10 protein-coding genes and 4 tRNA genes are annotated in these 17,201 nt (G+C 62.0%); 7 read left to right on the top strand and 7 right to left on the bottom strand.

Annotated features, from left to right (window positions below; genetic code table 11):
* Positions 1 to 45 precede the first annotated feature (45 nt).
* The 4 genes from EAO39_RS15705 to purL form a co-directional block, all read right to left on the bottom strand.
* A complete protein-coding gene (locus EAO39_RS15705; RefSeq protein WP_120969075.1) occupies positions 46 to 1,128 on the bottom strand; it encodes an AAA family ATPase in 1,083 nt (360 codons plus the stop codon).
* Between the two features lie 34 nt (positions 1,129 to 1,162).
* On the bottom strand, positions 1,163 to 2,938 hold the full coding sequence (locus tag EAO39_RS15710) for a DUF5691 domain-containing protein (RefSeq protein WP_120969078.1): 1,776 nt from the start codon (positions 2,936 to 2,938) through the stop codon (positions 1,163 to 1,165).
* Positions 2,935 to 4,335, bottom strand: a complete 1,401-nt coding sequence (locus tag EAO39_RS15715) for an SWIM zinc finger family protein (RefSeq protein WP_205589436.1) — start codon at positions 4,333 to 4,335, stop codon at positions 2,935 to 2,937. Before EAO39_RS15715 ends, EAO39_RS15710 begins: the two co-directional genes overlap by 4 nt.
* A gap of 362 nt (positions 4,336 to 4,697) precedes the next feature.
* Entirely contained in the window at positions 4,698 to 8,783 is a 4,086-nt protein-coding gene (purL, locus tag EAO39_RS15720) for a phosphoribosylformylglycinamidine synthase (RefSeq protein ID WP_120969083.1), read from the bottom strand.
* Positions 8,784 to 8,959: 176 nt separating this feature from the next.
* Here purL and map point away from each other — a divergent pair, with 176 nt between their 5' ends.
* A complete protein-coding gene (gene map / locus EAO39_RS15725; protein WP_120969085.1) occupies positions 8,960 to 9,772 on the top strand; it encodes a type I methionyl aminopeptidase in 813 nt (270 codons plus the stop codon).
* Positions 9,773 to 9,949: 177 nt separating this feature from the next.
* Positions 9,950 to 12,586, top strand: a complete 2,637-nt coding sequence (locus EAO39_RS15730) for a [protein-PII] uridylyltransferase (RefSeq protein ID WP_120969088.1) — start codon at positions 9,950 to 9,952, stop codon at positions 12,584 to 12,586.
* 139 nt (positions 12,587 to 12,725) lie between these two features.
* Here the strand turns inward: EAO39_RS15730 and EAO39_RS15735 are convergent, their stop codons facing one another.
* Both EAO39_RS15735 and def read right to left on the bottom strand, forming a co-directional pair.
* Positions 12,726 to 14,213 (bottom strand): nucleobase:cation symporter-2 family protein, encoded by a 1,488-nt coding sequence (locus tag EAO39_RS15735; protein ID WP_120969091.1) that lies wholly within the window; start codon positions 14,211 to 14,213, stop codon positions 12,726 to 12,728.
* A gap of 442 nt (positions 14,214 to 14,655) precedes the next feature.
* Positions 14,656 to 15,195, bottom strand: a complete 540-nt coding sequence (gene def / locus EAO39_RS15740) for a peptide deformylase (protein ID WP_120969094.1) — start codon at positions 15,193 to 15,195, stop codon at positions 14,656 to 14,658.
* A 214-nt stretch (positions 15,196 to 15,409) separates the two neighbouring features.
* Here def and EAO39_RS15745 point away from each other — a divergent pair.
* From EAO39_RS15745 to EAO39_RS15760, 4 genes are all read left to right on the top strand, one after another.
* A tRNA-Asn gene (locus EAO39_RS15745) sits at positions 15,410 to 15,485 on the top strand.
* A gap of 47 nt (positions 15,486 to 15,532) precedes the next feature.
* Positions 15,533 to 15,608 (top strand) — tRNA-Asn (locus EAO39_RS15750).
* A 46-nt stretch (positions 15,609 to 15,654) separates the two neighbouring features.
* Positions 15,655 to 15,730: transfer RNA gene (locus EAO39_RS15755), tRNA-Asn, on the top strand.
* Between the two features lie 47 nt (positions 15,731 to 15,777).
* A tRNA-Asn gene (locus tag EAO39_RS15760) sits at positions 15,778 to 15,853 on the top strand.
* A 64-nt stretch (positions 15,854 to 15,917) separates the two neighbouring features.
* Here EAO39_RS15760 and EAO39_RS15765 read toward each other — a convergent pair.
* Positions 15,918 to 16,238 carry a hypothetical protein gene (locus tag EAO39_RS15765; protein ID WP_120969097.1) on the bottom strand — a complete coding sequence of 107 codons (321 nt, stop codon included), beginning with the start codon at positions 16,236 to 16,238 and terminating at the stop codon, positions 15,918 to 15,920.
* 202 nt (positions 16,239 to 16,440) lie between these two features.
* Here EAO39_RS15765 and aat point away from each other — a divergent pair, with 202 nt between their 5' ends.
* Positions 16,441 to 17,187 carry a leucyl/phenylalanyl-tRNA--protein transferase gene (aat, locus tag EAO39_RS15770; protein WP_120969100.1) on the top strand — a complete coding sequence of 249 codons (747 nt, stop codon included), beginning with the start codon at positions 16,441 to 16,443 and terminating at the stop codon, positions 17,185 to 17,187.
* Positions 17,188 to 17,201 lie beyond the last annotated feature (14 nt).

The raw sequence follows: 17,201 nt of genomic DNA on the forward strand, positions 1-17,201 counted from the left end.
GACAAAGCAACGAAGTATCAAGGGCTGTGGCAGCCGCTCGCCAAATCAGAGCTGCTCTCTGCAAGCGCGGTACAGATCCTTCCATTCCGCCCGTTCTTTCACCACGGTCTCCAGATATTCCTTCCAGACCACCGTGTCCTGCACCGGGTCCTTGATCACCGCACCCAGCAGGCCCGATGCCACATCGCCGGCGCGCAGCACGCCGTCGCCAAAGTGGCCGGCCAGTGCCATGCCGCTGTTGATCACCGAAATCGCTTCGGCCGTCGACAAGGTGGAACTGGGCGACTTCACGCGTACCGTCTTGCCGTCCTCGGTCTGGCCGTTGCGCAGCTCGCGGAAGATCTGCACCACGCGGCGCACCTCTTGCAGCGCGGGCGGCTCGGCCGGCAGGGCCAGCGCCCGCCCTTGTTCGGCCACGCGCTTGGTGACGATCTGCACCTCTTCCTCCTGCGAGGCGGGCACGGGCAGGATGACGGTGTTGAAGCGACGCTTCAAGGCACTGGACAACTCGTTGACGCCCTTGTCGCGGTTATTGGCCGTGGCAATCACCGAGAAACCCTGCACGGCCTGGAATTCGCTGGACAGCTCGGGCACGGGCAGCGTTTTTTCAGACAGCACGGTGATCAGTGTGTCCTGCACATCGGCAGGAATACGGGTCAGCTCTTCGATGCGGGCGATCTTGCCCAGCTTCATGGCATGTACCAGAGGGCTGGGAATCAGTGCCTTCTCGGACGGGCCGTGGGCCAGCAGCTGGGCGTAATTCCAGCCATAGCGCAGCTGCTCTTCGCTGGTGCCGGCGGTGCCCTGGATCAGCATGGTCGAATCGCCGCTGACGGCGGCCGACAAATGCTCGGACACCCAGGATTTGGCCGTGCCCGGCACGCCGTACAGCAGCAGGGCGCGGTCGGTGGCCAGAGTGGAGACGGCAATCTCCATCAGACGCGGGCTGCCGATATATTTGGCGCTGACCTCAAAACCGTTGCTGAGCTTGCCGCCCATCAAATACTGCAACACCGCCCAGGGCGAGAGCTTCCAGTTGGGCGGGCGCGGACGGTCATCCACTTTCTGCAAGGCATCCAGTTCCTCGGCAAATTGCTGTTCGGCGTGCTGACGTAGTACTTGGCTCATGGTGTGCTTCCGGTTTGAATTCAGAAATAAGGGATCAGCTGCGCAGCTCGGCATGCAAGGCCAGGCGCAGATCGACAATGCGGTTCAGCCGCGCCAGCACCTGCTCGTCATCCCAGGGGCGCAGACGGGCGCGATCGAGCTTGGCTTGCTGCTCTGGCGTCAGGGTGCTGCCGGCTGCATCAATGGCTGCGGCCTCTGGCTCCACGGCATCGGTCTTGGAGACCAGCTTGCGCCAAAGCTGGGTCAGCCTTGGGATGACAGCGGCTTCGGAGGCCAAAGCGGCTTCGGATTGCGCTTCTACCGGCGGCTCAGCAGCGGGCTCAGGCAGACGCCACAGGCGCACAAAACGCGGCAACACGGCCGCATGCAGTCTGCGGGCGCAAGCCAGCACCGCCTGATCGGCCTGCCAGCTATGCCAGCTGCCCGTGACCTGCTTGCCGCCCAGCGCCTTGTCCAGCTCGTCCATCAGGCGCTCGGACATGGACAGTGAAAACTCACCCACCACCGGCATGCCGTTTTCAACGGTGTTGATTCGCTCGACCAGCGTGCCCTTGGCCTGCTGCAGCTGCCGCAGCCAATGCGCCTCGCGCTGCTGCGGGTCAAGCTGATCCAGCAAGGCGGGCAACAAAGACTCGGCTCTGGCATCGCGGTCCATGGTCTGCAACAGATCGATCCAGCGCACATCATGCTGACTACGCAAGGCCGCCAGCCAGCCCTGGCGCAGCGCCGTCTTCCAGTCGCTGCGGCGGCTCCATTCCCATAGCTGCTCAGGCGTCATGCCCAGTTGCTGCAGCCAGAAGTCCAGCGGCGCCAGCTCCACCATCTGCTGCAGCCACCAGGCTTTCACACCTTTGATATAGGCCGGTGGCTGCAGCGCAATGCCGTCGCGCTCCCATTCCTTGAGGCCTTCCTCGGGCGGCTCGATCTGCCACTGCCCCTTGGCATCCTGGCTGAGCATGGACTGCAGCCAGGCGCTGATGCGCTGGCTGTGCGCGCTTTGCGGCAGGCTCGACAGCAGCCGTGCCGCCGTCTCGCGCACTTCCTTGCTGCGGTCGGCCAGCAGTTTTTCCAACAGCGGCTCGTCCGCCATGGTCAAGCCGGTCTCCAGCGCCTGCACCATGGGCAGGCGCTCCTTGGCATTGAGCTCCTTCAAACTGGCTTCCAGCCGCTGGCGCGCCTTGGCCGGATCGCTCTCGCGCTCGGCAGTCAGCAAATCCACACGCTGGTTGATGGAGCCTTCCTGCCAGATCAGCTCCGGATCGGCGGTTTCCTGTACCCCGCTGGCAAAACCCCATTGCGCATTGATGCCGGCCAGCCAGCGGCCGCGCTCACCCAGCACCGGCGTGAGCCACTGGCGCATGTCTATGGATTGGCGGCCCTGCTCCAAAGCGGCCACCAGCAAGCCATGCGGCAAACGCTGACCGGCCTGATCCAGGGCATGGAACATGGGAGCCAGCAAATCCTGCGGGCCATCGTGAAGCACCTCGCCCATCAGCTGTTGCAAGCGTGGACTGGTGGGCGCGGCGCGCGATTCCGCGGGAGCGGCGCTCAGCACGGGCAAGACCGCAGCAGCCCTGGCCTGCAGGCCGGGAACCCAGCCTGCGCGCTCCATGACCGCAGCCACGGCACTGGCGCGCAAGACTTGCTCGGCCGTGGAATTCGCGGGAGCCACCAGGGCCGACTGCAGCAGCTGCTGCGAGACAGGCGCCGAGGCATCGACCGCCGAAGTGAAGACCGCCGGCACAGCCAAGCGCTGTGCGCCCACCATGGCCGATTGCTGCAACGCAGCCCAGATTTGTGCATGGCTCATGCGGCCTCTCCCTGGTTTTGCCAGACGCATTGCAGATCGGCCGCGTTCGCGGCAGGGGCCTCTTGCCAGGCACTGAGCAAGCGCCAGCGCCCTTCCTCCCATTCGCCAAAAAACTGCAGCGGCTCACCGCCTGTCAGCGCCAGCAGGCGCCAGGCCTCGTCGTCGGCAATCGCCACGGGCACCGGTGCCCAGGCCTGATTTCCCTCTTCTTGCGTGCTGCTCTCGCGCGGCCAGGCCAGCTGCCACTGGCCGTCCACCGGCAGCAAACGTGAGTTGGCGCACCACAGCGGCTGCACCGCCTGCAAAGGATTGGCTGCCACGCGCTGGGCCAGCCGCATCAAAGGCTGGGCCGCCACTGCGGCGCTCAAAGGCAAGCCGTCCTGCTCCACCAAGGTCGCCGCATTGCTGCCGGCCAGCAGCGCACGCTGCGCCGCCTGGCCCGGATAGAAATGCAGGCCGCAGCGGTAGCTGCGCCCTGCCAGCCAGGCCGTCTCGAAGCCGCGCCCGCCTTGCGCATAGTCCAGCACCAGCGCCATGCGCCCGGTTTGCAGACCCTGCAGCCACACGCGCCGCTCCATCAAGCGGCCTTCGCGCTCCATCAGGCGCAAGCCCACCACCAGCCATTCATCGGCTACCGCCTGGCCTTGCGCCAGCACCTCGGTCTTGTCCACAGGCCAGCCCAAAGCAGCCATGACATCGGCTTTCACCTCGGCCGTCAGGGATTCGCGGCGCTGCACGGCATCGACCAGCAACTGCCAATGCGCCAGCTGCACCAACACATCTCTAGGCCAGCCGGGGTGACTATCCACCAGTTGCCAAGCCTCCTTGATACGGGTCGACATGGCCGGCACCTGGGCATCCACCATGCGGGCGGCCATATTGCTCCACTGGGCCCTGGCTTGAGCGTCGCCTGCCAGATTGGCCAGACCGCTACTGACCATGTCCTGCATCCACAGCGACAGCTCCTGCATGCCTGCCGCCATCTTGTCCCAGCGCTTGTCTTCCCGCTTGGCCTGCTGCTTGGCCGCGACTTCGGGGTCCGGCGGCGGCGCGGCAGCAATGGCGGCCGCCTTGGCCTCTTTTTTCTCCGCCTTGTCCTGGCGTCCGCCCAGCCAGTTGCTGACCCACTCGGGCTGCGCTGCGCCGCCCTCTGGCACTTGACCGGCAGCACGCAGCAGCATCAGCGCCAGTCCATGCTTGCAGGGAAATTTGCGGCTGGGGCAGGAGCATTTGAAGGCCGGCCCGCTCAGATCGACCTGGGTTTGATACGGCTTGCTGCCGCTGCCCTGGCATTCGCCCCAGACCGCGACTTCATCGCTGCCGACGCTAGGCCATTTGCTGATGGATTGCAGCCCCTTGGCTGCCTTGGACGAAGCAGCATCGGGCGACATGGCCAGAACCTCTGCTTCCGTTGCTAGTACACGCGACACCCATGCCTCCCGTCCGAAACCGTTGCTGCATTTATTTTGATAGCTGGATGCGCTTATACACCATGGGCTTGAGGCAGTTTTCTCTCAAAAATCCATGATTGCGCTTGTGTTTCCAGCCCGCTGGCGAACCCCGCCATGGATGGCCAATGACGGGCTGCTTTGCGACCTTCACCAGCCTATCATCTGGATGCGGCACGCAGACGAAAAAATACCAGAATCCCGGGCATGAAAAAAGCCGGTTGACTTGCGTCAACCGGCTTTGGGCTGCTATTGAAAGTTTTTAACTTTTCAAGGCCGCTGAAACATCAGGTCGGCCCTGGGCCCAGCCCTTAACCCAACCACTTGCGCGCGTTGCGCCACACGCGCAGCCATGGGCTGAATTCGGACTTGTCACCCGAAGTCCAGCTCATCTGCACGTTGCGGAATACGCGCTCGGGGTGGGGCATCATGGCCGTGAAGCGGCCGTCGGCCGTGGTCACAGCGGTCAAGCCACCGGCAGAGCCGTTGGGGTTGAACGGGTACTGTTCGGTAGGCTGACCAAAGTTGTCTACATAGCGCATGGCGCCAATCACCTGATCCGGGTTGCCACGGAACTTGAAGTTGGCATAGCCCTCGCCGTGAGCTACGGCGATGGGCAGACGCGAACCGGCCATGCCTTGCAGGAACAGGCTGGGCGATTCCAGCACTTCCACCATGGACAGACGCGCTTCAAAGCGGTTGCTCTGGTTTTGCGTAAAGCGCGGCCAGTCCTGTGCACCGGGAATGATGTCGGCCAGTTCGGCAAACATCTGGCAGCCGTTGCACACGCCCAGACCGAAGGTGTCCTGGCGGCCGAAGAAGGCCTGGAACTGCTCGGACAGGCGATCGTTGAAGGTGATGGAGCGCGCCCAGCCAATGCCGGCACCCAGAGTGTCGCCATAGCTGAAACCGCCGCAGGCCACGACACCGGCAAAGTCCTTGAGCTGCGCACGGCCCGACTGCAGATCGGTCATGTGCACGTCCACCGCGTCAAAGCCGGCCTCGGTGAAGGCATAGGCCATTTCCACGTGGGAGTTCACGCCCTGCTCACGCAGCACGGCCACGCGGGGTCGTGCTGCATTCAGCGACGGCACGGCCACGCCAGGCTTGGCGGCCACGTTGATAAAGGGCGCGGCCACATTCTCTTGCGGATCGAAGGTCAGCTGCACATGCATGCCCGGGTCGTTCGCCACGCCAGCGGCGGCGTGCTCGCTATCGGCACAGACCGGGTTGTCGCGCTGCTGAGCAATCTTCCAGCTCACGGCATCCCAGACCTGATGCAGATCGCTCAATGTGGCGCCAAACACCTTCTTGGCATCGCGCCAGACCTGCAGCTCGCCCTTGCCCATTTCCACGGGCGAGGATGCGGGGCGTGTCTTGCCCACGATGTGGCTGCATGTGGCCAGGCCATGCTCACGCAGGGTCTGCAGCACTTCGGCGCGGTCGGCCGTCTTGATCTGCAGCACGGCGCCCAGTTCTTCGTTGAACAGTGCGCGCAGCGTCAGATCTTCGCGGCGGCCGGAGACCTGGTTGCCCCAGTTCTTGCCTTCGCCGCTGTCCATGCGGCTGTCGGAGATGCCGTCGCCTTCGGTGATCAGCATGTCCACATTCAGCGCCACGCCCACATGACCGGCAAAAGCCATTTCGGCCACGGTGGCCAGCAGGCCGCCGTCACCCTTGTCGTGGTAGGCCAGGATCTGGCCCTTGGCGCGCAGTGCATTCACTGCGTCCACCATGGCGATCAAGTCCTTGGGCTGGTCCAGATCCGGCGTTTCGTTGCCGGACTGATTGAGCACCTGACCGATGATGGAGCCGCCCATGCGCATCTTGCCGTGCGACAGGTCGATCAGCACCAGGGTGGTGTCTTCTTCGGTGGCGTTCAACTGAGGTGTCAGCGTGGTACGCACATCGTCGATGCTGGCAAAGCCGGTGATGATCAGGCTGACGGGCGAAGTCACCTTCTTGGTCACGCCGTTCTCGTTCCACTGCGTGCGCATGGACAGGCTGTCCTTGCCTACGGGAATCGAGATGTTCAGCGCCGGGCACAGCTCCATGCCCACGGCCTTGACGGTGGCGTACAGGTCGGCGTCTTCACCGGCTTCGCCGCAAGCAGCCATCCAGTTGGCCGACATCTTGACCTTGCTCAGCTCGATGGGCGCAGCCAGCATATTGGTGATGGCTTCGGCCACGGCCATGCGGCCCGAGGCAGGAGCGTTGATGGCCGCCAGCGGCGTGCGCTCGCCCATGGCCATGGCTTCGCCCTTGAAGCCCTGGTAGTCAGCCAGCGTCACGGCCACGTCGGCCACAGGCACTTGCCAGGGGCCGACCATCTGGTCGCGGTGGGTCAAACCACCCACGGCGCGGTCGCCGATGGTAATCAGGAAGCGCTTGGAAGCCACGGTGGGGTGCGCCAGGACGTCAATGACTGCCTTTTCCAACGGCACGCCGGTCAGGTCGATAGCGGGCAGCTCGCGCACCACCGTCGTCACGTCCTTGACCATCTTGGGCGGCTTGCCCAACAGCACGTTCATGGGCATGTCGACCGGGAACTTCTGGTCGCCCGACTCCACAGCCGTGTCTTCCAGCACCAGCTGACGCTCTTCGGTGGCCGTGCCGATCACGGCAAACGGGCAGCGCTCGCGCTCGCAGAAAGCGGTGAACTGGGCCAGCGATTCGGGCGCAATCGCCATCACATAGCGCTCTTGCGATTCGTTGGACCAGATTTCCTTGGGTGCCAGGCCGGACTCTTCCAGGTTGACCTTGCGCAGATCGAAGCGTGCGCCACGGCCGGCATCGTTGGTCAGCTCGGGGAAGGCATTGGACAGGCCGCCCGCGCCCACATCGTGGATCGCCAGGATGGGGTTGGCCGCGCCCTGCTGCCAGCAGTGGTTGATGACCTCCTGCGCACGGCGTTCAATTTCGGGGTTACCGCGCTGCACCGAGTCGAAGTCCAGTTCGGTGGCATTGGTGCCGCTGGCCATGGAGCTGGCCGCACCGCCGCCCATGCCGATGCGCATGCCGGGGCCGCCCAGCTGGATCAGCAGCGTGCCGGCAGGGAACAGAATCTTTTGGGTCTGTTCGGAGTCGATCACGCCCAGACCGCCGGCGATCATGATGGGCTTGTGGTAGCCGCGGGTGATATCGCCGACTTGCTGCTCGTATTCGCGGAAATAGCCGGTCAGGCTGGGACGGCCGAATTCGTTGTTGAAAGCCGCGCCACCCAGCGGGCCTTCGATCATGATCTGCAGCGGGCTGGCAATGTGCTCGGGCTTGCCGACTTCGCTGCCCCAGAGCTTAGAGACCGTAAAGCCGGTCAGGCCGGCCTTGGGCTTGGAGCCGCGGCCAGTGGCGCCTTCGTCACGGATTTCACCGCCGTTGCCGGTGGAAGCACCGGGGAAGGGCGAGATGGCCGTGGGGTGGTTATGTGTTTCCACCTTCATCAGCACATGGTTGATGGCGCTTTGCTTTTGATAGCTGGGAGCGTTTGTACCTTCTGCGCCTGCGGCCGATACGCCTTCAAACGGGGCGATGAAACGCTCCACCTGATGGCCTTCCATGATGGAGGCATTGTCCGAGTACGCCACCACCGTGTGCTGGGGCGAGACGGCTTCGGTGTTGCGGATCATGCCGAACAGCGATTTTTCCTGGGCCACACCATCAATGGTGAAGTTGGCATTGAAGATCTTGTGGCGGCAGTGCTCGGAGTTCGCCTGAGCGAACATCATCAGCTCCACGTCGGTGGGGTTGCGCTTCAAGCCCTTGAAAGCATTTTCCAGGTACTCGATCTCGTCTTGCGCCAGCGCCAGACCCCACTGCTTGTTGGCTTTCTCCAAAGCAGCAGCGCCACCGCCCAGCACATCCACAAACTCCATGGGCGCGGCTTGCAGGGCAGAGAACAGCTTTTCCGCTTCGGCGCGGGTGGCGAAGACCGATTCCGTCATGCGGTCGTGCAGCAAGGCGGCGATCTGGGCCGTTTGCTCGGCCGACAGCTCGGGCGAGTGACCCAGAACATTGCCCAGCAGGCCGCTCTTGAGGCTGACGCGGTATTCGGTGATGCGCTCCACGCGAAACACGTTCAAGCCGCAGTTGCGGGCAATGTCGGTGGCCTTGGAAGCCCAGGGCGAGATCGTGCCCAGGCGGGGGGTGACCACAAAGGCCGCGCCCTCGCTGCCACCTTCAAAGGGGTCGCCATAGGTCAAGAGCGCCGAAAGGCGCTCTTGCAGCTCAGGCGCAGGAGCAGCGGCTGAAGCGCCTCCCTCTGTAGCCACCAGATGCACAAAGCGCGCGCAAACGCCTGTGATCTTGGGGTGGATGGCGACCAGGTCGGTCAAAAGCTGTTGGGCGCGGAACGAGCTCAGGGCGTTTCCACCCTCAAACTGTGTCAGATGCAAGGTCACTTGGCGGCCTGTTTATGTGAAGGCTGGTGAAGAGCGCCACGGCCGGCCTCTGCGTGAGAGGGCCAGACCAAGGCGCTGAATCGGTGAACCTCGGATTTTAACTTGCCTAGCACTAACCCTGGGTCTCACGTCCACAAGCCCTGCATGTTCACGCCCGCAATGGGATAATTCCGGCCATGAGCATCACACTGAAGACTCCCGAAGACATCGAGCGCATGCGCGTGGCAGGCCGTTTTGCTTCGGATGTGCTGGACTACATCACCCCCCACATCAAAGCCGGCATCACCACGCAGCAGATCGACGATTTGTGCGCCGAACGCATGGCCCAGCAAGGCACCAAGACCGCCTGCCTGGGTTACCAGCCGCCGGGCATGACGCCCTTCCCGGCCTATGTCTGCACCTCGGTCAACCATGTGGTCTGCCACGGCATTCCCAATGACAAGCCTTTGAAGAAGGGCGATATCGTCAATGTGGACGTGACCATCATCACCGACGACGGCTGGTTTGGCGACAACAGCCGCATGTTCATCATCGGCGAGGGCACGATTGCTGCCAAACGCCTGTGCCAGCTCACGTTTGAAGCCATGTGGAAGGGCGTGCAGCAGGTCAAGGCCGGTGCCACCCTGGGCGATGTGGGCCATGCCATCCAGACGTTTGCCGAAGGCCACAACCTGTCCGTGGTGCGCGAGTACTGCGGCCACGGCATCGGCCAGGTGTTCCACGACGAGCCCCAGGTGCTGCATTACGGCCGCCCCGGCGAAGGCGTGCGACTGGAAGAAGGCATGGTCTTCACCATCGAGCCCATGCTCAATCTGGGCAAGCGCGACATCAAGGCCATGCCCGACGGCTGGACCGTGGTCACCAAGGACCGCAGCCTGACCGCCCAATGGGAGCTGATGCTGGCCGTCACCAAGACCGGTTATGACGTGCTGACCTGGTCGGACGGCTCGCCCACGCCGCCGGACTTCATCACCGCCATCCGCACCTGAAGCCCGACCTGCACTGAACACCACATGCCGCACCTCCCCCCAAGGGAGTGCGGCATGTTTTTTGCATGTCTTTGGTGAATTCACCGGCACGGTTTCTAATGGGCGAGCACTGCATCGCTGGCCTGCACAATAGGAGCTGCCTGCCTATGCCTTGTTGAACCGAATCCCCTGCTGCGCATGACCTCCCCTGCTTCCCACCCGACTCCCTCCCCTGACGAGCCTTCGCTGGAGCAGCTGCGCGAGCGCTATCGTGAAGACAAGGCCAGGCAGATTGCACTGCTCAAGAACTCCGCGCTGGGTCGGCGCAGCGTGCGCGGGGTCTTGCACCATTTCAGTGAATTGGCCGACGGCCTGCTGCGCAAGCTTTGGCAGCGGGCCGATATTCCGGCGCAGGCCGCGCTGGTGGCGGTAGGTGGTTTTGGCCGCGCCCAGCTGTTTCCCTATTCGGATATCGATGTGCTGGTGCTGTTGCCCACCGAGCTGCAGCAGAGCGCAAACGAAGCGCTGACGCAGCGCATGGAGCAATTCATCAGCAGTTGCTGGGATGCGGGACTGGAGATCGGCTCCAGCGTGCGCAGCATAGAAGAGTGCTTGCAGGACGCCGCCGAGGATTTGACGCTGCAGACCGCCATGCTGGAATCGCGCCGTATCTGCGGCAATGCAGCGCTGTTTGAGGACTACCAGAGCCGGTACCGGGCCCAGCTGGACCCTCAGGCTTTTGTGGAGAGCAAGCTGCTGGAGATGCGCCAGCGCCATGCCAAGCATGATTTCACGCCCTACGCGCTGGAGCCCAACTGCAAGGAATCGCCCGGCGGTCTGCGCGATCTGCACACCATGCTGTGGCTGGCCAAGGGCGCGGGCTTTGGCAACAGCTGGCGCGAACTGGCGGAAAAAGGCCTGATCACTCCGTTCGAGGAGCAGCAGCTTGACGCCAACGAAGCCCTGCTCAGCCTGATCCGCGCCCGCCTGCACGCCGTAGCGGGCCGTCATGAGGACCGGCTGGTGTTTGACTTGCAGACCACCGTGGCCGAGGCTTTTGGCTATAGCTCCACCACGCCCGAAGGCAAAAAGCTGGCCATGCGCGCCAGCGAGACGCTGATGCGCCATTACTACTGGGCGGCCAAGGCCGTGACCCAGCTGTGCCAGATCGTGCGCATGAGCATAGAGGAGCGGCTCAACCCCAGCTCCTATGAGCCGATTGCCCTGAACGAGCGCTTTTACGAGAAGGCCGGCACCATCGAAGTCGCCAGCGACGATCTGTATGAACGCGAGCCACATGCCATTCTTGAGACTTTTCTCATGTATGAGCACAACGAGGGCTTCACCGGACTGTCCTCGCGCACGCTGCGGGCGCTGTATGGCACGCGCGATCTGATGGATGCGGCCTTCAGGCGCGATCCGGTCAACCGCGCCACCTTCATGAAGATCCTGCAGCAGCCGCGCGGCATCACCCATGCCATGCGGTTGATGAACCAGACTTCGGTGCTGGGCCGCTATCTCTGGCCGTTTCGCCGCATCGTGGGCCAGATGCAGCACGACCTGTTTCACGTCTACACGGTGGATCAGCACATTCTCATGGTGCTGCGCAATGTGAGGCGCTTTTTCATGGCCGAACATGCGCACGAGTATCCGTTTTGCTCCCAGCTGGCCGGCGGCTGGGACAAGCCCTGGATTTTGTATGTAGCCGCCCTGTTTCACGATATCGGCAAGGGCCGTGGCGGCGACCATTCCGTCATCGGTGCCGTCGAAGTCAAGCGTTTTTGCCGCGCCCATGGCATTGCCAAGCCCGATGCCGAGCTGATCGAATTTCTGGTGCGCGAGCATCTGACCATGAGCCAGGTGGCGCAAAAACAGGACTTGTCCGATCCCGAGGTCATCAAGGCCTTTGCCCAGCGCGTGGGCAATGAACGCCATCTCACGGCCCTGTATCTGCTGACCGTGGCCGATATCCGCGGCACCAGCCCCAAGGTCTGGAGCGCCTGGAAGGGCAAGCTGCTGGAAGACACCTACCGCCTGACGCTGCGCGTGCTGGGCGGCCGCGCACCCGATGCGGCTGCTGAAATCGAAGCCCGCAAGCGCGAGGCCCTGGTGCAGCTGGCGCTGTCGGCCCAGCCTTTCGAGTCGCACAAAAAACTCTGGGAAACGCTGGACGTGAGCTACTTCATGCGCCACGAAGCAGCCGATATTGCCTGGCACACCCGCCATATCTCGCGCCATGTGGGTTCGGACAAGCCTGTGGTGCGTGCCCGCCGCTCGCTGGCCGGCGAAGGCCTGCAGGTGCTGGTCTATGCGCCAGACCAGGCCGATCTGTTTGCCCGCATCTGCGGCTATTTCGACCGCGCGGGCTTTTCCATTCTCGATGCCCGCGTGCACACGGCCCACAACGGCTACGCCCTAGACACCTTCCAGGTGATTGCCCCGGCCATGCAGGAGCAGTACCGCGAGCTGATGCACATGATAGAGAGCGACCTCGCGCAAACGCTGGTACGCGGCGGGCCGCTGCCCGAGCCTTCGCGCCGGCGCATTTCGCGCCGGGTCAAGAGCTTTCCTTTCGCGCCACGCGTGCTGCTGCGCCCCGATGAAAAAGCCCAGCACTGGCTGCTGGCCATCTCGGCATCGGACCGTGCGGGCTTGCTCTACATCATCGCCCGCATCCTGGCCCAGCACGGACTGAGCGTGCAGCTGGCCAAGATCAGCACTCTGGGCGAGCGCGTGGAAGATACCTTTCTGATCGAAGGCGCCGAGCTGCAGGACAACCAGCAGCAGCTGCGCATAGAAACCGAGCTGCTCAAAGCGCTGTCCCTCAACGCCTGAGCATTTTTCATAGCAGCAAGCGCTTTATCAATAAGATCTGCGCCTTGATTTGAGCCAAAAAAAAGCCGCTACCCCATCAAGGATAGCGGCCCAATACACGGCAGGGCCTGCACCCTGCCGCGCGCACTTTCTCGTCAACTCAGTGTCCGTGTGCAGCCACGGGAAGAATCGGCACTTCCTTGCCATCCTTGTCATAGACCTTGCCGCCCTCCACGCGGTCGCCATCGGCCAGCGCATCCAGCACCGTCTTGCTCAAGGCGCGGCCGTAGCCGGCTTCAAACACGGAGGGCTGATCGGAATTACCCCGCTTGAAGTGGTTAAAGACCAGGTTCAAGGTCACGGCCACCAGCGCTGTGGCACTGATACCGGAGTGGAAAATCGTGGCAAACCATTCGGGGAACTGGTCATAGAACTTGGGTGCAACCACCGGCAGCAGGCCTGCGCCTACCGAGGTAGCCACAATGATCAGGTTCATGTTGTTGGTGTATTCCACCTTGGCCAGGGTACGGATGCCGCTGGCAGCCACGGTGCCGAACAGCACCAGGCCTGCACCGCCAAGCACCGAGGGCGGCACACAGGCCACGATGCGACCCATGATGGGCAGCACGCCAAACACGATCAGGATCAGGCCGCTGAATGCCACGACATAGCGGCTCTTGATGCCCGTCACCGCCACCAGACCCACGTTCTGGGCAAAAGCGCTCTGGGTGAAACCGCCAAAGATCGGGGCAACAATGCTGGAGAGCATGTCGGCACGCAGACCGTCACCGAGGCGGCGACCGTCCACAGGGCTGCCCACAATCTCGCCCACCGCGAGGACGTCGGCCGAGGTCTCGACCAGGATGACCAAAATCACGATGAACATGGAAATGGTGGCCGCCATGTTGAAAGTGGGCCAGCCGAAATGCAGGGGCGCTGGCATGGCCATGACCGGGCCGTTGAACACCTGCGAAAAATCGGCCTTGCCCATGATGACTGCCGCCGCCGTGCCCACCAGGATCGCCACCAGAATCGAGAGGCGCGACAGCGTGGCACTGCCCAGTTTGCTGAACAGCAGCACCATGAACAGCGACAGACCTGCCAGGCCCACATTGCCCATGCTGCCGTAATCGGGCGAGGAAGCATTGCCCCCCATGGCCCAATGCGCCGCCACAGGCATCAGAGACATGCCGATCACGGTGATCACGCAGCCATTGACCAGTGGTGGAAAGTATTTGGTGATGCGCGAAAACACGGGGGCGATGACCAGTCCCAGAACCGAGGCATACATCACCGCGCCCAGGACGCCGCTGATACCGCCACCGGTATGCAAAATGCTCACCATGGTGGCCACACCGGCAAAGGACACGCCTTGCACCAGGGGCAGGCGGCAGCCAAAAAACGGCAGGCCCAGAGTTTGCAGCAAGGTGGCCACGCCGCCCATGAACAGACAGGCTGTTACCAGCAAACCAGCATCGGCGGCCGACATGCCCGCAGCCTCGGCCACGATCAGCGGCACGGCGACGATGCCGCCGTACATGGTCAGAACATGCTGCAAGCCATACATCAGGTTGGCTGCAACACCCAGGTTTTCGTCCTCTGGCCTTGACACGCTTTGGCCTTGCGACGATCCGGTGTGATCGCTCATCGTTGTCTCCTTGTCCTTCTAACGCTCTGAAGGGCTCTTAAGGCCCTCTATTCCACTTCCCGCAGTGCACACTGCGCGCATCACGGCCACCTGGAACGATTTCAAGAAATCGCGCGGATGCCACCGCCATACCGATGACCTCAATGCTGCCTAGCAATGTACGTGCATTGCGCGTCAAAATTGTCTACAGTTTTGTATACAAAGAGCTGACCGGAACGGAGAATCAAGGGAAAATACCTAGCCAAATCAAGGATTTCGCTGCGCGCTCAGGCTATTGAGGCGATGTGGATGGTGTTAGATGCGCGGACAGCAATGAAGCGCGCAAGACGGCGCCCCTCCAGGAAGCAAACCGTGCGCTGGAGCCGCGTTGCACGACGCCAGGAAACGATCTCTATATATAGAGCAGCCTGCACCCGCTGCTGTCCGGTCGCGGCAATGGAGCTCAATCTTCCTCGGCAGCATTGATCCCGGGAAAAAGCACCTCGGTAAATCCGAACTGGCTGAAATCCCTCATCCGCATGGGATACAGCTGGCCCCAGAGGTGATCGCACTCATGCTGCACCACGCGCGCATGAAAGCCGTCCACCATCCGGTCTATGGGGTCGCCATACACATCAAAGCCGGTATAGCGGATCCGGTTCCAGCGCGGCACCATGCCGCGCATGCCGGGCACCGACAGGCAGCCTTCCCAATCGAGTTGCTCCTCGTCGCCCTGCGGCGTAATGACGGGATTGATCAGCACCGTGCGCGGCACGACCGGAGCATCGGGATAGCGGGGGTTGGCCTGCCCCGAGCCGAAAACCACCATTTGCAGATCCACGCCAATCTGGGGCGCCGCCAGCCCTGCTCCGTTGGCGGCATGCATGGTGTCCAGCAAATCCGTGAGCAGCAGATGCAAGGCATCGCTATCAAATTCGGTAACCGGCTTGGCGATGCGCAGCAAACGTGCATCGCCCATTTTCAAGATGGCTCTAACAGTCATGTTCTTTATTTCTTCAGGAAGCAAATTGCCTGGTGCTGATCGTCCCAGGCAAGCAGATCTCATATATAAAGCATAGCGCGCTACGCATGCTGCAGGCGGGCTGCCCAAAAATGCATCACCCGGGCCCGAGTCACAAAAAATTCACGATTTCCGCAGGAAATTCTCACGAACTTCTTTAGGGCCTCATTTTCCAGCCTATAATCGAGGTCTTCATTCCTCAATAGCTCAGTTGGTAGAGCGCCGGACTGTTAATCCGTAGGTCCCTGGTTCGAGCCCAGGTTGAGGAGCCAAGAATTCCATTGCTCTGCAATCGTTCAGAGCAATCAAAACCAAATTTTCCTCAATAGCTCAGTTGGTAGAGCGCCGGACTGTTAATCCGTAGGTCCCTGGTTCGAGCCCAGGTTGAGGAGCCAAAATTTAACGCCTTGCAATCGTTCAAGGTATTGTCAAAAGACATCTTCCTCAATAGCTCAGTTGGTAGAGCGCCGGACTGTTAATCCGTAGGTCCCTGGTTCGAGCCCAGGTTGAGGAGCCAAAATTTAACGCCTTGCAATCGTTCAAGGTACTGTCGAAAAGACATTTTCCTCAATAGCTCAGTTGGTAGAGCGCCGGACTGTTAATCCGTAGGTCCCTGGTTCGAGCCCAGGTTGAGGAGCCAAACTAAAAAGCCTGTATGCATGCATACAGGCTTTTTTCTTTTGGATCTCCATATCCATCAAAGATCAGGCTGCCCGCACCATGCCAACCGAGCCACCCGAAGGACTGGGCGCCGGCTCCATAGCCACCGGCTTGGGTGCAACGGCTCCATGCACCGCTCGGCGGTGCATGAATTCAGGGACATGCTGCTCCCCTCGCTCCCAGGCCATCAGCTCATCTTCCAGACGGGCAGCACGCTCGGCGTACATTTCTGCCGACGACTGGTAGTACTCTGCGGCAATCGAATGCTCGAGCATGGCCATGCGCGCCTCCTGCAGGTAGGCACGCATGCGACGGATGTAACGCGGCTCGGCAAGGCTTCGACCAAAGATCCTGCTGAAAAACATCGTTCATCCTCCTTAGCCAGAGGGCGAAGCGCACGGATTGCCTTCGTCCCGTCCGTCACGGCTCGAGATTAAACGAGCAGCCCCTAAAGCTCTGTCCCATGAAAAGAGTTCAACGCGTAGGAGCCCGACCTACTCTGATCAGCCGCACAATGGCTCAAAGCTCAAATTGACTTCGTATCGACCGATTGGCACATTTCCGTACATGTCGCACTCACTTCCCTGGCTGCAGCCGGAACAAGATTTCCCCCCAGTCGAAAGCACCTGGGGCGAGCAAGACCCCATTCCCGGCCTGCTGGCTGCGGGCGGCACGCTGGATGCCTCAAGGCTGCGTGCAGCTTATGGCCAAGGCATATTTCCCTGGTTCAGCGATGGGCAGCCCGTGCTGTGGTGGTCACCCAATCCGCGAATGGTTCTGACAACTGCGCAATTTCGCCTACACCGCAGCCTGCGCAAGACCTTGCAGAACTTCCGCCACTCAGCGCACTGCGAAATCCGCATAGACAGCGCTTTTTCCACGGTGATGCAGCACTGCGCCCAAACGCCGCGCACAGGACAAAACGGCACCTGGATTGTGCAAAGCATTGTGGATGCCTACACAGAGCTGCACCAACAAGGTGCCGCCCACAGTGTGGAAACCTGGGTCGACGGAGAACTGGTCGGCGGCCTGTATTGCGTGGCCCTGGGCCGAGCCGTCTTTGGCGAATCCATGTTTGCTCTGGCCTCGGATGCTTCAAAAATCGCCTTGTCGGCACTGGTTGCGCTGTGCCGGGCCCAGGGCGCACCGCAAATCGATTGCCAGCAGGCCACCGCCCACCTGTCATTCATGGGCGCCAGAGAAATTCCCCGCGCCCAATTTCTGAAGACGGTGAGCGAGCAGCGCGCGCAACCCGATATGCAGTGGAAATTCGCCCCCGTATACTGGGATCAACTACTTTCGGACAGCCCCTGACCAGGGATAGCCTC

Source organism: Comamonas sp. lk (genome assembly GCF_900564145.1).
Classification (GTDB): domain Bacteria; phylum Pseudomonadota; class Gammaproteobacteria; order Burkholderiales; family Burkholderiaceae_C; genus Comamonas.

What these genes read in the sequence shown, in the direction of transcription:
- EAO39_RS15710 (WP_120969078.1), bottom strand. Translation starts at nt 2,938, where the DNA reads ATGAGCCATGCACAAATCTGGGCTGCGTTGCAGCAATCGGCCATGGTG.
- def (WP_120969094.1), bottom strand. Translation starts at nt 15,195, where the DNA reads ATGACTGTTAGAGCCATCTTGAAAATGGGCGATGCACGTTTGCTGCGC.
- aat (WP_120969100.1), top strand. Translation starts at nt 16,441, where the DNA reads ATGTCGCACTCACTTCCCTGGCTGCAGCCGGAACAAGATTTCCCCCCA.
- EAO39_RS15705 (WP_120969075.1), bottom strand. Translation starts at nt 1,128, where the DNA reads ATGAGCCAAGTACTACGTCAGCACGCCGAACAGCAATTTGCCGAGGAA.
- EAO39_RS15765 (WP_120969097.1), bottom strand. Translation starts at nt 16,238, where the DNA reads ATGTTTTTCAGCAGGATCTTTGGTCGAAGCCTTGCCGAGCCGCGTTAC.
- EAO39_RS15730 (WP_120969088.1), top strand. Translation starts at nt 9,950, where the DNA reads ATGACCTCCCCTGCTTCCCACCCGACTCCCTCCCCTGACGAGCCTTCG.
- map (WP_120969085.1), top strand. Translation starts at nt 8,960, where the DNA reads ATGAGCATCACACTGAAGACTCCCGAAGACATCGAGCGCATGCGCGTG.
- EAO39_RS15735 (WP_120969091.1), bottom strand. Translation starts at nt 14,213, where the DNA reads ATGAGCGATCACACCGGATCGTCGCAAGGCCAAAGCGTGTCAAGGCCA.